Annotated in this window: 16 protein-coding genes and 1 tRNA gene; 8 read left to right on the top strand and 9 right to left on the bottom strand. The window is 73.0% G+C overall.

Features of this window, described 5'->3' with window-relative positions; genetic code table 11:
• A partial coding sequence (locus PLP61_RS08905) for a lytic transglycosylase domain-containing protein (RefSeq protein ID WP_324502274.1) occupies positions 1-967 on the bottom strand: 967 nt, incomplete at its 3' end.
• Positions 968-1,369: 402 nt separating this feature from the next.
• Between PLP61_RS08905 and tmk the strand changes: the two genes are divergently transcribed.
• Genes tmk through PLP61_RS08890 form a run of 3 tightly spaced genes read left to right on the top strand, consistent with a single transcriptional unit; the run spans position 1,370 to position 4,682 of the window.
• Positions 1,370-1,990, top strand: a complete 621-nt coding sequence (tmk, locus tag PLP61_RS08900) for a dTMP kinase (RefSeq protein WP_324502273.1) — start codon at positions 1,370-1,372, stop codon at positions 1,988-1,990.
• A complete protein-coding gene (locus PLP61_RS08895) occupies positions 1,987-3,135 on the top strand; it encodes a DNA polymerase III subunit delta' (RefSeq protein WP_324502272.1) in 1,149 nt (382 codons plus the stop codon). The genes tmk and PLP61_RS08895 overlap by 4 nt, the downstream gene beginning before the upstream one ends.
• A complete protein-coding gene (locus PLP61_RS08890; protein WP_324502271.1) occupies positions 3,132-4,682 on the top strand; it encodes an alpha/beta hydrolase in 1,551 nt (516 codons plus the stop codon). Before PLP61_RS08895 ends, PLP61_RS08890 begins: the two co-directional genes overlap by 4 nt.
• A gap of 186 nt (positions 4,683-4,868) precedes the next feature.
• Here the strand turns inward: PLP61_RS08890 and PLP61_RS08885 are convergent, their stop codons facing one another.
• From PLP61_RS08885 to PLP61_RS08870, 4 genes are all read right to left on the bottom strand, one after another.
• Positions 4,869-5,252: a hypothetical protein gene (locus PLP61_RS08885; RefSeq protein WP_324502270.1), complete on the bottom strand. Its 384-nt coding sequence runs from the start codon at positions 5,250-5,252 to the stop codon at positions 4,869-4,871.
• Positions 5,253-5,315: 63 nt separating this feature from the next.
• Positions 5,316-5,867: a roadblock/LC7 domain-containing protein gene (locus PLP61_RS08880; protein WP_324502269.1), complete on the bottom strand. Its 552-nt coding sequence runs from the start codon at positions 5,865-5,867 to the stop codon at positions 5,316-5,318.
• On the bottom strand, positions 5,864-6,436 hold the full coding sequence (locus PLP61_RS08875) for a GTP-binding protein (protein WP_324502268.1): 573 nt from the start codon (positions 6,434-6,436) through the stop codon (positions 5,864-5,866). Before PLP61_RS08875 ends, PLP61_RS08880 begins: the two co-directional genes overlap by 4 nt.
• A gap of 156 nt (positions 6,437-6,592) precedes the next feature.
• Positions 6,593-7,525 carry a LysR family transcriptional regulator gene (locus PLP61_RS08870; RefSeq protein WP_324502267.1) on the bottom strand — a complete coding sequence of 311 codons (933 nt, stop codon included), beginning with the start codon at positions 7,523-7,525 and terminating at the stop codon, positions 6,593-6,595.
• Positions 7,526-7,632: 107 nt separating this feature from the next.
• Between PLP61_RS08870 and PLP61_RS08865 the strand changes: the two genes are divergently transcribed.
• Entirely contained in the window at positions 7,633-7,803 is a 171-nt protein-coding gene (locus PLP61_RS08865) for a hypothetical protein (RefSeq protein WP_324502266.1), read from the top strand.
• 69 nt (positions 7,804-7,872) lie between these two features.
• Positions 7,873-7,945: transfer RNA gene (locus PLP61_RS08860), tRNA-Thr, on the top strand.
• A 45-nt stretch (positions 7,946-7,990) separates the two neighbouring features.
• Here PLP61_RS08860 and PLP61_RS08855 read toward each other — a convergent pair.
• The 4 genes from PLP61_RS08855 to PLP61_RS08840 are packed head-to-tail and all read right to left on the bottom strand — an operon-like array spanning position 7,991 to position 11,557.
• On the bottom strand, positions 7,991-8,815 hold the full coding sequence (locus PLP61_RS08855) for a DUF1707 SHOCT-like domain-containing protein (RefSeq protein WP_324502265.1): 825 nt from the start codon (positions 8,813-8,815) through the stop codon (positions 7,991-7,993).
• Between the two features lie 9 nt (positions 8,816-8,824).
• On the bottom strand, positions 8,825-9,571 hold the full coding sequence (locus tag PLP61_RS08850) for a PIG-L deacetylase family protein (RefSeq protein ID WP_324502264.1): 747 nt from the start codon (positions 9,569-9,571) through the stop codon (positions 8,825-8,827).
• Positions 9,568-10,233, bottom strand: coding sequence for an ArsR/SmtB family transcription factor (locus PLP61_RS08845; protein WP_324502263.1), 666 nt, complete (start codon positions 10,231-10,233; stop codon positions 9,568-9,570). Before PLP61_RS08845 ends, PLP61_RS08850 begins: the two co-directional genes overlap by 4 nt.
• Complete coding sequence (locus PLP61_RS08840) at positions 10,226-11,557, bottom strand: MFS transporter (RefSeq protein ID WP_324502262.1); 1,332 nt, start codon at positions 11,555-11,557, stop codon at positions 10,226-10,228. The genes PLP61_RS08845 and PLP61_RS08840 overlap by 8 nt, the downstream gene beginning before the upstream one ends.
• 190 nt (positions 11,558-11,747) lie before the next feature.
• Here PLP61_RS08840 and paaA point away from each other — a divergent pair, with 190 nt between their 5' ends.
• From paaA to paaC, 3 genes are all read left to right on the top strand, one after another.
• Positions 11,748-12,707: a 1,2-phenylacetyl-CoA epoxidase subunit PaaA gene (gene paaA / locus PLP61_RS08835; RefSeq protein ID WP_324502261.1), complete on the top strand. Its 960-nt coding sequence runs from the start codon at positions 11,748-11,750 to the stop codon at positions 12,705-12,707.
• A complete protein-coding gene (gene paaB, locus PLP61_RS08830; protein WP_349769225.1) occupies positions 12,704-12,997 on the top strand; it encodes a 1,2-phenylacetyl-CoA epoxidase subunit PaaB in 294 nt (97 codons plus the stop codon). The genes paaA and paaB overlap by 4 nt, the downstream gene beginning before the upstream one ends.
• A partial coding sequence (paaC, locus tag PLP61_RS08825; RefSeq protein ID WP_324502260.1) for a 1,2-phenylacetyl-CoA epoxidase subunit PaaC occupies positions 12,994-13,657 on the top strand: 664 nt, incomplete at its 3' end. The genes paaB and paaC, both read left to right, overlap by 4 nt.

Raw genomic sequence — 13,657 nt, 5'->3', positions numbered from 1 at the left:
TCGGGTCCGGTGGGGGCAGGTTGGGGTCCGGCGTCGGGGGCAGGTTGGGGTTCGGAGGCTCGCTGGGCCCCGGGGCCGGAGGTTCGCTGGGCCCCGGGTCCGGGGTCACGGGTACGGCGGTGGGCTGCGGGACAGGGACCGCGGTCGGCTGGCCGGCAGCCGGTGTGCCGCCCGGGACGACGGGCCCGGTGCCGGTGGAGCCGGTCGGCAGCGTGGGGAGGGTCGTGGCGCCGCCGGTGACGGTCCAGGAGTCGCCGCGGGTGTAGGCCGCCGCGATCTGCAGGACCAGGTCGACGTACCGGTCGCTGTGGTTGTAGCGGTGGACCGCCCGCCGGGCCCCCTCGTCGGTGCTCAGGTCGTCGCGGCCCGAGCACAGGTAGACGGCGGCGGACAGTGCCGCGTCGTCGATGTCCTGGGGGTCGCGGCGTCCGTCGCGGTCGGCGTCCACGCCGACGAACGCCCAGGTCGACGGGATGAACTGCATCGGGCCCACCGCGCGGTCGAACTGCTGGTCGCCGTCGAGCTCTCCCGCGTCGGTGTCGGGGATCCGGGTGGTGCCGCCGTGGCCGTCGAGCCTGACCCCGATGATCGGGGGGGTGGCCACGCCGCCGGCGTCGAGGGTGCTGCCGGCGTACTGGCCGTGGTTGGACTCGACCCGGCCCACGGCCGCGAGCAGCTGCCAGGGCAGGTGGCACCCGGCGTCGGAGGCGTTGATCACCACCGCGGCGCGCTGGTAGGCCGCCAGCGCGGGGTCCGGGATGTCGGCGACGGAGGCGGTCGGCGCCGCCGCGACGCTGCGGGAGAGGCCACCGCCAGCGGGGACCGCGTAGCCGGGGGCGCTGATGGTGTCGTACTCGGGAACGCCGGGCTGGGCGGTGGTGATCGAGATCTCGAGGGGGGCCGCCGGCGCGATGGCGTTCTCTCCCAGCAGCATGACGAAGGCCGCGGCGAGCGGAGCGAGGGACACCGCCGTCAGTGCCCGGCGGGCCCAGTGTGGCGGGCGCCCCCTCGTGCGGAGGGTGCTCCCGGCGTCAAGTCCGGTCATTCTTCGTCTCCCCATGTGGGGCGGGATCCGCTTCCCCTGGCGGTGGTGCCTCCCGACCCGTGCCGGGCCCCGGGGCGCACCACGGGGCCTCACCACCAAAGTAGCCTCGACCCCAACCCCGGCGGTAGGCACCCTGGGGCTGTTTTTCCTCACCATCGCCGGGGCGGCGCGCGCGGTGTCGGCGCGATCTCGTAGCGTCGTCCCCACGACCCCGGAGGGACCACCCTGAACGACGACCGCACCGACCACGACCCGACCGCCCCGCCCGGGCCAGGTCGGGCCGCCGCCCGTGGCGGGGGCCACTACCCCACCACGGGCGTCTTCGTGTGCTTCGAGGGGGGCGAGGGGGCCGGGAAGTCCACCCAGTCCCGGGCGCTGCGCGGCTGGCTGGAGGCCGAGGGCTACCAGGTCGTGCTCACCTACGAGCCCGGTGACACCGCGGTGGGCCGGGAGCTGCGGCGGATCGTGCTGGACCCTGCCACCGGGTCCCTCTCCGACCGCACCGAGGCCCTGCTGTACGCCGCGGACAAGGCCGAGCACGTCGACACGGTGGTGCTGCCCGCGCTGGCCCGGGGCGCGGTCGTGGTCACCGACCGTTACGTCGACTCGACGCTGGCCTACCAAGGGGCCGGTCGCACCCTGGCGATCGAGGAGGTCGAGGCCGTGGCGAGGTGGGCCACCGGTGACCTGCGGCCGCACCTGACGGTGCTGCTCGACCTGGCGCCTGAGCACGGACTGGGCCGGTTCCACGAGCGCGACCGCATCGAGGGCGAGTCGGTGGAGTTCCACGAGCGGGTCCGGGCAGCGTTCCTGGGGATGGCCGCGGCCAGTCCGGAGCACTACCTGGTGCTGGACGCCCACCTGCCCGCCGAGCAGATCAGCGAGGCGGTGCGGGCCCGGGTGCTCCCGCTCCTGGTCCAGGCCCGGGCGGGGGCGACGCCGTGAGCGTCTGGGACTCCCTGGTCGGTCAGCGGCCCGTGGTCGACACGCTGCGCGCCGCCTGCACGGGACGCGGGATGTCCCACGCCTGGCTGTTCACCGGGCCGCCCGGGTCGGGTCGCTCCAACGCGGCGCTGGCCTTCGCGGCCGCGCTGCAGTGCGCCGAGGGAGGGTGCGGCGGCTGCTCCTCGTGCCGGACCGCCCTGGCTGGTAGCCACCCCGACCTCACCCGGGTGCGCACCGAGCGGCTGTCGATCGGGGTGGACGAGGTGCGCGACCTGGTCCGCCGCTCCGCGCTGGCTCCGGTGGGGACCCGGGGCCAGGTGATGGTCGTCGAGGACGCCGACCGGCTCACCGAGCAGGCCTGCAACGCGCTGCTCAAGGCCATCGAGGAGCCCACCGAGAGCACGGTCTGGCTGCTGTGCGCCCCCACCGTGGAGGACGTCTTGCCGACCATCCGCTCGCGGTGCCGGCTGGTCACGCTCACCACGCCGAGCGCGGCGGAGGTGAGCGTCTTCCTGGTGCGCAGCGAGGGGGTGCCCGAGCCGCTGGCGGCCTACGCGGCGCGCGCCAGCCAGGGGCACATCGGCAGGGCGCGGGCGCTGGCGCTGGACGAGGACGCCCGCAACCGACGTCGCGAGGTGGTGGGTCTCCCGGTCCGGCTGACCAGCCTGGGCGCCTGCATGACCGCAGCGGCCGATCTCACCGCGGCCACCCAGGAGGAGGCCGAGCGGCTCACCGGCGAGCTGGACGCGCGCGAGAAGGCCGACCTGGACGCGGCGTACGGCGTGGTGGAGCGTGGCCGCCGCCCGCGCGAGTACGCCCCGGCGCTCGCGGCGCTGCAGAAGGCCCAGAAGACCCGCGCCAAGCGCCGCCACCTCGACATGGTCGACCGCAGCCTCACCGACCTCACCTCGGTGTACCGTGACGCCCTGCTGCTGGCCGCCGGCGCGCCCGGCCCGCTGGTCAACGAGGAGCTGCGCGGCGAGGTCGCCGAGCTGGTCCGCAGCTCCTCACCGGAGGCGAACCTGCGCCGCATCGACGCGGTCTTCGCCGCCCGGGAGCAGATGCTGGAGTTCAACGTGCCGCCGCTGCTGGCGCTGGAGTCGATGATGCTCGCACTGCGGGTGCCGAGGAGGAGTGCCGGGTGAGACGTTGGCTGGCTGGACTGGTCGTGGTCGGGCTCGTGGTGACGGTGCTGGCTGCGGTCCTCGTCGCCACCCGCCTCGGAGCGACAGATCGCTCCCCGCAGCAGACGTCCACGCCCACCCCGGACGTCGGCTCGACCACCCCGCCGTCCCCCGGCCTGGCCCGCTTCTACGACCAGCGCCTGGACTGGCGCGACTGTGGCACGAACCAGTGCGCCACGCTGGAGGTGCCGGTGGACTACCAGGCGCCTGAAGGGGACACCCTCGAGCTGGCGCTGCTCAAGCACCCCGCCGGCGACCCCGACCACCGGGTGGGCTCGCTGGTGGTGAACCCCGGCGGCCCGGGCGCGCCCGGCACGTCGTACGCCGCGGGCGCGGAGTCGGCCTTCCGCCCCGCCCTCACCGACGTCTTCGACATCGTCGGGTTCGACCCGCGCGGCACCGGGGACAGCAGCCCGGTCGACTGTCTGGACGACGCCGACCTCGACGCCTACATCGCCGCGGACCCCGACCCCGACACGGTCCCAGAGGCGCGGGTGTTCATGCAGCAGGTGCGCGGCTTCGGCCGCGGCTGCGAGCAGCGGACCGGCTCGGTGCTGCCCCACGTGAGCACCGTCGAGGCCGCCCGCGACATCGACGTGCTCCGCGCCGCGCTCGGCGAGAGCACCCTGGACTACTTCGGTGCGTCCTACGGCACCAAGCTGGGAGCCACCTACGCCGACCTGTTTCCCGACAAGGTCGGGCGGCTCGTCCTGGACGGCGCGGTGGACCTGCGGATCACCCCGCGTGAGCTCTCGCTGCAGCAGGCGACCGGGTTCCAGACAGCCCTGGAGGCCTACGTCGGCCACTGCGTGGACACCACGGAGTCCTGCTTCCTGGGTGACTCCGTCGCGGCGGGCCTGCAGCGGATCTCCGACTTCCTCGACCAGGTCGAGCAGCAGCCGCTTCCCACCGCCAGCGGCCGCGACCTCGAGATCGGCAACGCCTTCTACGGCATCATCACGCCGTTGTACAACAGGGACTACTGGTTCCTGCTGTCCAACGGGCTCAAGGACGCCTTCGACGGGGACGGGACCACCCTGATGCTGCTGTCGGACGCCTACACCTCGCGCGACCCGCAGGGGGACGGCTATCTCGACAACTCCGTCGAGGCGAACGTGGCCATCAACTGCCTGGACCAGCCGTGGTCGATCCCAGCCGTCCGGGTCCCCGCGGAGATCCCCGCGTTCGAGGCCGCCTCACCGGTGTTCGGCCGGGTGTTCGCCTGGGGGCTGACCTCCTGCCGGGGGTTCACCGTCAGCAGCGACGAGCAGGACCGGGTGGTCCGCGCCGCCGGCGCGGCACCGATCGTGGTCATCGGCACCACCCGCGACCCGGCCACCCCCCTGCAGTGGGCCGAGGACCTCGCCGACCAGCTCGAGTCCGGGGTGCTGGTCACCCGGGACGGGGACGGGCACACCGGCTACAACGCCGGCAACGCGTGCGTGGACCGGGCCGTGGAGGACTACCTGGTCGACGGAGTGGTCCCCCCCGACGGCCTCACCTGTTGACTCGCGCCTCGCGCCCGGTTGAGTGGCGCCCCGTGCTCGGTTGACTCGCGCCTCGCGCCCGGTTGACTCGCGCCTCGCGCTCGGTTGACTCGCGCCCCGTGCTCGGTTGACTCGCGGCCTGCGTTCGGACGCTGACCGGCCGACCCGCCGCGGAGGACGGGCCGGCCGACTCGGGGGGGAGAGTGGTCAGTTGTTGCGCGCGCCGGCGATCCCGGCGGTCACCCGGGGGATCACGACGCTCACCAGGAGGCCGAGGTTCACCTTGCCCGCGTCCAGCAGCATGCCGGACATCAGGTCGTCGCCGTGCCGCTGCACGACCACGGTGTTCCCGCCGTCCAGGTCCAGCAGGTAGTAGCGGTTGAGAGCGGGGAAGCCCGATCCGGACAGCGTCGTGGCCATCTCGCCGGTCAGCTGGTTGAACAGGGCTACCGCCTCCGGCTGGGGGTTGTGACCGGCGAGGCTCAGGCCCGTGTCCCGGTCCCAGATGTCCATCGCCTGCAAGCCGTCCTTGAGGACGGTCTTCGCCTCGCCGACGACGTTGTCGAGGGAGGTGACGTCGAGGTCGAGCATGTGGTGTTCTCCTGTCGAACGGGGGAGGGGGTTGACGGGGTGAAGCGGTGAGCGAGGGTCGAGCTACTCGTCGGCCAGGACTGCGCGGATCGCCTCGGCGGCCACGTGGGCCCGCATCAGGAGCACGCCGAGGGTCTCGCCGGTGGCGGTGACCCAGATCAGCAGCGGGCCGATGATGAGGTCACGCACCGCCAGCACCACGGTGCTGCTGGTGCCGTTGGTCAGGCTGACCTGGTCGAGCCGGCCGCCGCGGTCGTCGTGGACGGAGGAGGACACGGCGTCGGCGATCGAGTGCAGGGAGCTGGTCATCGCGGACAGCCGGCTGACCTGGTTCTCGTCGACGCCGAGGGTGCACAGGTTGAAGCCGTCCGCCGTGCAGATCATCGCCGAGCTGAAGGTCGGCAGCGAGTCGGCCAGCTTCTGCAGCACCGGAGCCAGGGCGCGGCCGATCTGCTCGGACCACAGACCCCAGTACGCCGCGATGTCCTCGTCCATCTCCATGCTGCTGGGCTGGTTCTTGCGCTGCGGGAGCACGACGATCTCCGCCTCGTGGTCGGGTCCGAGGTCGACCTCGACGGGGGCCTCGAGCGTGCGGGACAGGGCGCGAGTGTTCATCCGACGACCTCCTTGGTCAGCGTGGGGATCCGCAGCGCCGTTGCGAGGACGTCGGACACGGAGTCCTTGTCCCGCGGGTCGGCGGCCACGAGGGGGATGCGAGCGTCACACCTGTCGATGACGTCGCGGAACTCGCGCAACTGGGATTCCGTGTCGCCCTCCAGCCGGGTCACTGCGACCGTGAGCTTCGACGTGGAGACCTCGCCGGAGATGAACTCCAGCCAGAGCTCGGTGTCGAGGAGGGCGTGCTGGTGGTTGCCGAACAGCCACAGCACCACGCCGGTGCTCCGCGGCATCGCGGAGCGCCGGACCATGTCGAAGCGCTCCTGGCCGGGGGTACCGACCACGGAGACCTTCTTTCCGTCCGGAGCCCGCCACTCACCGATCTCAAGACCGACGGTGGTGGTGGTCTTCAGATGCCGCCCGACCCTGCCCCGCAGTGCCGAGCTCATCACCTCGGTGCTGGAGATCGACGTCTCCGACACCGTGACGACGGCGGTGGTCTTCCCGACCCCGAAAGGCCCGACGAACGACACTTGTCGGGCGATGGGGGTCCCGAAGATTGGCATCATGTTTGTCTCCCGAGTTCGCAAACGAGCTTGCCGGGGCTGACGCTAATGTCCGCCCCGAGAGCGCGGAACCGATCGCCGAGATTTCCACCCAAAATGGCGTGTCTGAGCCTGAAATAGGTCCGTTCGACTGCTACTGGGCTAGTCCGGTGGGGGTCAGATCTCGCCGTCGGAGCCGATCGGCTCGGCCACCCGGCGGATCCGTCGGGAGGCAAGCTGGATCATCAGCCGTGCCGCCGGGGAGAGGCGGCCCTGGGTCCGGTGCACGATCGCGAACGTGTCCCACTGCCGGGGCCTGAGCGAGACCCAGCCGGCCCGCGGCGCCAGCCGGGGGAGCAGCTGCTCGGCGGCACCGCGAGGGATCACGGTGTCCGCGAGCCCCATCCCCATCAGCTCCACGGCGGTCTCCACGTCCTCGACCTCGATCCGGGTGTGGGGGTTGTGGCCCGACTGCTGCAACCAGCGCCGCAGCACGATGCGCGTGGAGTCCACCGACCGCCAGGTCGTCTCGGGCATCACCAGGTCGGCCTCAGCCAGGCGTCGAGCCGTGACCGGGGAGCGCAGCCGTTCGGGCACGGCGCTCAGGTAGACCAGCTCGTCACGTGCGACGGGACGCACGTGCAACCCCTCGGTCGCGCCGGGTACGGCGAGCATCGCCGCCTCGATCCGTCCGCGCCGCAGGTCCTCCTGCACCTCGTTGGAGTTCTGGCCGATCAGCTCCACCCGGACTCCGGGGTAACGGGCGAGCACGTCTGCGACCAGCCCGGCGCCGGCGTACAGCCGGGCGGTGCCGAACATGCCGAACCGGATGGTGCCCGACTCCAGCGCGGTGACCGCCTGGACGGCGCGCCGAGCCTCCTCCGCCTCGGCGATCGTGCGCTCCGCGTGCGGACGCAGCGACTCCGCGGCGGCGCTTGGCACCACTCCGCGTCCGACCCGGTGGAACAGCTCGACTCCCAAGGACCGCTCGAGCGTACGGATCTGCTCCGACACCGACGGCTGCGCGTAGCCGAGCTGCTCCGCCGCGGCGGTCAGCGACCCGTGCTCGTACGCCGCGAGGAAGCAGCGCAGCTGGTGCAGAGAAAGCATAGGGAAAGCCTAGAGGAGCTTATGAAAAGAGAGGCTACTCCTATTGTCCTGAACCAGGCACCATGGAGTTGCCCGATCCACCACCACGCCTCCTGAGGAGGGCCCTCGTGTTCGCCCACTGCTGCACCGACTGCCAGCGCCGCCTGCTGGTGTTCCCCAGCCAGATCAGGGGTCTCGCTCGCACGGCCGAGGGCTTCGAGGTCACCTACGAGTGCTGGTGCGGGAGCACCCAGACCTGGTCCTCCACCGCGGTCGGCTCGGCCCCCGCCGCGGCCTGATCCCGCGTTTCGCTCCGCGACTCGGCTGTCCGTATACTGCCCCGGGTTGCCCGGTCCCCCGGGTGGCGCGCCGCCTTAGCTCAGTCGGTAGAGCGAATCACTCGTAATGATTAGGTCGTCGGTTCGATTCCGACAGGCGGCTCTGGGTGGCGCGTGAGTGGCCGTGGTGCCGTCGCGGGCCCCCACGTCACTCGACGACCGAGCCGTCACACGTCAGCCGCACGTAGCTGGTCTCCTGGAAGTCGTTGCTGGCGTACGCCGTCACGCAGGTGCGCGCGCTCCCGCGGTCGGGCGCAGACACGATGGCGTACCACGTGGTCGCGTCCTCGACGCCCGCCTTGGCCTGGTCGATCCCCTCCGCGATGACGGTGCCGTCGACCTGGTCCACCGAGAACCGGTCGTCGGTCGAGGTCCCTGCGCCGCCGAACTCGCTCCAGTCACCGTCGAAGTACCAGCTGAACTCCCGCTGCGACGTCTCGTCCACCGGCACGTCGACGACGGCGTACCCCGGGTAGAGGACCAGGGAGAAGGCCTCGCGCGACCCGGTCTTCCCTTCCAGCTCCTCGACGAAGAAGGCGTAGCCGCTCGGCGTCAGCAGGCTCGTCCGGTCCCCGAGTCCCACGGGTCCGGCGGACACCCCGTCGCCCCCGCGCGACGCCAGCCAGATCGGGACCAGCACGGCGAGCAGGATGCCGCCGACGAGTGCCGCCACCAGCAGCAGGGCCCTGCCGGGGCGTGCGGCGGGGCGCGCCGTCGGGAGGGGGCGGGTCGGACGCGCGGCGACGGAGTCCCCGGTGACCGCCTCGACGACGTCGGTGACCTCCTCGTCGGGATCGCGGCGGAGGTCATGAACCAGGCCTTGCACCTCGCCGACCGTGTGGGCCCTCAGCAGGCGATCCACGCGCAGGTCGTAGTCCGGCTGGGTGATCTGGCCGTCGGCGTACGCCGCCTCGACGACCTCGATCGCCGCGTCGCGGTCCGCGTCCCGGGCCTTCTTCTGCGGGTCGACCACGAGGGAAGACTAGAACCACGAGGCCGTCGGTTCGGCTCCGACAGGCGCCTTTGCCTCCTCCGGGCGCAGCCACCGCAGATGCTCGCGGTCGCCGAGCAGCTCGAGGCGACGCCAGAGCACGCTGCCCGGCAGGGCCTGGCTGGCGTGGCACCGGACGGCCTCGAGCTGCCTGGTGCGGTCGACGTCGACGACGAGGTCGATGCTGCGGCGTGGGTGCCCGTCGAAGACCACGCCGTGCTCGGCCCGAAGCCGGACGGCGACGGTGTCAGGAATGGTCCAGCCCAGGACCGGGAGGTCCAGTACCTCGGCGGCGGCCAGCGCGGCGAGCGTGGCGTGCGCGTGGTCGGGGTGGCCGGTGACCCCGGTGCGGTCGAACACCAGCAGCCCCTGGGCGCCCGTGGCGCGTGCGGCTGCCGTCACCTCTCCGCGCAGCCGGTCGAGGTCCACCCCGGCGAGCCGGCCGTCGGGGTGGCCCAGGAGGCTGACCTCCGCCACGCCGAGGACCGCGGCGGCAGCAGCCAGCTCCTGGGAGCGCACCTGGTCCAGCTCTCCGGGGACGCCGTGCAGCGTGGACGCCTCGCCCCGGGTCAGGCACAGCACCGCCACCCGCGCACCGGACCGGGCGAAGGAGTCCAGCACGGCGCCGAGCGCGAACGACTCGTCGTCGGGATGGGCGACGACGCTCAGGACGGCCGTCCAGGACGGCAGCCGGTCCGAGGGGGGCGCCGCCACCCCAGGCTCCACGTGGGCGCTCATGCCGCCCCCGTCTCCACGGGGATTCCGGCGGCCTTCCACTCCACCATGCCGTCGACGGCGCGGCGGGCGCGGCGGCCGTGGGCGGTGAGCAGGCGGACGGCGTCGTGGGCGAGCGCGCAGTACCGTCCGCGGCAGTAGACGACGACCTCGCGGTCGGCCGGAAGCTCGGTCAGCCGCTGCTCGAGCTCGTCGAGAGGGATGTGCACCGCCCCGGGGAGGTGCCCGCCGGCGTACTCGGCGACGGGCCGTACGTCGAGGACGACGGTGTCTGCGGACCGGATCCGCCGCACCAGCTCGTCGGTGTCGACGGCGGCGGTGTCGTCGGGGCCGAGGTAGGCGCGCCGAGCACGCTCCGTGTGCGGCCGGTGCCGCTGGGCGACCTCCCGCAGGTGGCTCCACAGACCGGCGACGTCCTCGCCGGCCAGCGAGTAGAAGATGTGCCTGCCGTCCCGACGAGCCTCGACCAGACCCGCCTCGCGGAGGGTCTGCAGGTGTGCCGAGCAGGTGGTGACACCGGCGCCGGCGGCGGCGGCCAGGGCCTCCACGCTGCGCGGGCCCTGCGCGAGCAGGTCGAGCAGCTCCAGCCGGGTGGCGTTGCCGAGCGCCTTGCCGACGGCGGCGAACTCGGCGAAGAGCGCGTCCTTGGTGGCGCGGTCAGCCATTGGTGGCTCCTTCGGGAGAGGTCGGGACGGGTCGATGGTGGGTCTCGTACATGCGGACGGCGACGAGGAGCCCGGACAGCGCGGTCAGTGCGGCGACCACCCAGACCGCGACCCGTACGCCGAACGCGTCGGCAACCAGGCCCGACAGCAGGGCGCCGACGGCGAAGCCCCCGTCGCGCCAGAGGCGGTACACCCCGACCGCCCGGGCGCGCCAGGCCGGGTGGGCCACGTCCCCGATCGAGGCGAGCAGGGTGGGGTAGACCATCGCCGTGCCCGCTCCGAGGAGGACGGCGGCCGCCGCCCAGGAGCCGAAGCCGGTGGTCGCGGCGATCCACGCGAGGGCACCCGCCTGGAGCAGCATCCCGGCGGCGATCATCCACTTCCGGCCGACCCGGTCCGAGATCGTGCCGGTGACCAGCTGGCCGAGGCCCCACACCGCGGGGTAGAGCGCGGCGAGGACCCCGATGGAGGCCACCGAGAGGCCCGCGGCCGCGAAGAGGATCGGGAACACGCCCCAGGCGAGGCCGTCGTTGAGGTTGTTCACCAAGCCCGCCTGGCTGGCCGAGGACAGCGCGGGCTCGCGGAAGCTGGTCTGGACGAAGACCTCGCGGCTGGTCAGGTCGCCGTGGAGGTGGTCGTGCCGCCCGTCCGCGCGGGCCACGTGGGTGGTGGCCTCGAGACGGGCGTGCCCACGGGTCTCGCGGACCGCGAGCGTGGACAGCCCGAGCCCGAGCGCGGCGAAGGCGAGGCCGAGGAAGAACGGCTGGGGGCGCAGCCCGGCGGCCTCGGCGACGTACCCGGTGGCCAGCGCGGTGACCGCCACGGCGACGTACCCGGCGGCTTCGTTCAGGCCCATCGCCATCCCCCGTCGCGCGGGCCCGACCAGGTCGATCTTCATCACCACCGTGGTGGACCACGTCATGCCCTGGCTGATGCCGAGCAGCACGTTGGCTCCGACGACCCAGCCCCAGGACGGCGCCCAGATCAGCAGCAGGGGCACCGGGACCGCCAGGACCCAGCCCGCCACCAGCACCGGCTTGCGGCCGAAGCGGTCCATCCAGGTGCCGGCGAAGTAGTTCGTGGCTGCCTTGGCGAGCCCGAAGACGAGGATGAAGGTCAGCCCCGCGGTGTAGCCGGACAGCCCGAAGACCTCCCTGCCCAGCAGGGGCACCACCGTGCGCTCCTGGCCGAGCATGCCGCCGACCAGCGCGTTGACCGCGACCAGGAGCACGAACTGGGCCAGGTTCTGCCGGAGCCCCAGCGTGACGGGCGGCTGCGCGCCGGCGGCTGCGGAGGGGGGCCGGGTTCGGGGCGGCTGGCTCACTGCGCTCCTTCCGGCGTACTCGCGGTCGGGCTACCGCGGGCTCGGCGGCTACCCTACGTCATTCCACAGAATATTGGAGTGTCTGCGACGCGCACAGCGGGGCGTTGTGGCCTCCTCCGACGCGTGCCAGAATTGCTGACCGTTCGGTCAGTAATCGCTCGCTGCGAGGCGTCCCGCGAAGGGGGGTGCGGTGGCCCTGGACGAGGCGACGCTGCAGGAGCGCTTCGACGCGCTGGTGGCCGGGGAGGAGCGGATCGAGCCCCGGGACTGGATGCCGGAGGGCTACCGGCAGACGCTGGTGCGCCAGATCGCCCAGCACGCACACTCCGAGATCATCGGCATGCAGCCCGAGGGCAGCTGGATCACCCGGGCCCCCTCGCTGCGCCGCACGGCGATCCTGCTGGCCAAGGTCCAGGACGAGGCCGGCCACGGGCTCTACCTCTACTCCGCCTGCGAGACCCTCGGCGTGTCCCGGGCCGAGCTGACCCGACGGCTGCTGGACGGCGCCCAGAAGTACTCCTCGATCTTCAACTATCCCACGCTCACCTACGCCGATGTGGGCACGATCGGCTGGCTGGTCGACGGCGCCGCGATCTGCAACCAGGTGCCGCTGTGCCGGACGTCCTACGGCCCGTACGGGCGGGCCATGGTGCGCATCTGCAAGGAGGAGTCGTTCCACCAGCGGCAGGGCTACGAGCTGCTGACGGCGATGATGGGCGGCACCGCGGAGCAGCTCGCGATGGTGCAGGAGTCCGTGGACCGCTGGTGGTGGCCGACCCTGATGATGTTCGGCCCGCCGGACGACGACTCGCCACGCTCGGCGCAGTCGATGGCCTGGGGGATCAAGCGCGCCAGCAACGACGCGCTGCGGCAGCGGTTCGTGGACCTGGTCGTGCCCCAGGCCGACGCGCTGGGGGTGCGGCTGCCCGACCCGGAGCTGCGCTGGAACGCCGAGCGCGGTGCCCACGACTTCGGTACGCCGGACTGGGCCGAGCTCGCCCGGGTCGTCCGGGGGGACGGCCCCTGCAACGCCGAGCGGCTCGCCCACCGAAGGCGCGCCCACGAGGAGGGGGCCTGGGTCCGGGAGGCGGCCCTCGCGTTCGCGGCGCGCCCCCCGAGCAGCGACCTCGGGGGAGAGCGGACCCGATGACCGGGCCGCTGGCCGACTGGCCGCTCTACGAGGTCTTCGTCCGGAGCCGTCGCGGGCTCTCGCACGTGCACGTCGGCTCGCTGCACGCCGCCGACGACGAGATGGCGCTGCGGCACGCCCGGGACGTCTACACCCGCAGGGGGGAGGGCGTGAGCCTCTGGGTGGTCCGCTCCGACGCGATCACCGCCTCGAGCCCAGACGAGAAGGACCCGCTCTTCGCGCCGGGCGGCGACAAGGCCTACCGGCACCCGAGCTTCTACCGCGTGCCCGAGGACGTGCCACACCTGTGACGCCCGAGGTGCCGGACGACGTCAGCGCCGCCGACCTCGCGGCGTACTGCCTGATGCTCGGTGACGACGCGCTGGTGCTCTCCCACCGGCTCGCCCAGTGGTGCAGCCGGGCCCCCGACCTGGAGGAGGACGTCGCCCTGGCCAACCTCGCGCTCGACCTGCTCGGGCAGGCGAGGGTGCTGCTGGCCCGGGCGGCAGAGGTCGACCCGGCGGTCGTGCCCGAGCTGCCCGCGGGCTCGCCGGCGCCTCCGGAGGACCGGCTGGCCTACTTCCGCAGCGCCCAGGAGTTCTGCAACCTGCGCCTGGTCGAGCTCGAGAACGGCGACTTCGCCGAGACCGTCGCCCGGGTCCTGCTGATGGCCACGATGCGGCTGGCCGTGCTCGACCGGCTCGCCGCGAGCACCGACGAGGTGCTCGCCGCGGTCGCCGCGAGCGGCCGCAGGGAGCTCGCCTACCACCGGGACTGGGCGGCCCGGTGGGTCCGCACCCTCGCGCTGGGGACCGAGGAGTCGCACCGCCGCCTGCACACCGGGCTCGAGCGGCTCTGGCCGTGGTACGCCGAGGCGTGGCGCCCCCACGAGACGGAGCGCCGGCTCGCGGCGGTCGGGGTGGGCGTGGACCCGGCGACGGTGGCGCCGGAGGTCGGGGCCGTCCTGGACG

This window comes from Nocardioides sp., from assembly GCF_035429765.1.
In the GTDB taxonomy this organism is placed as follows: Bacteria; Actinomycetota; Actinomycetes; order Propionibacteriales; family Nocardioidaceae; genus Nocardioides.
The sequence above is the reverse complement of the archived record's forward strand: the minus strand, read 5'-3'. Positions and strand labels throughout refer to the sequence as shown.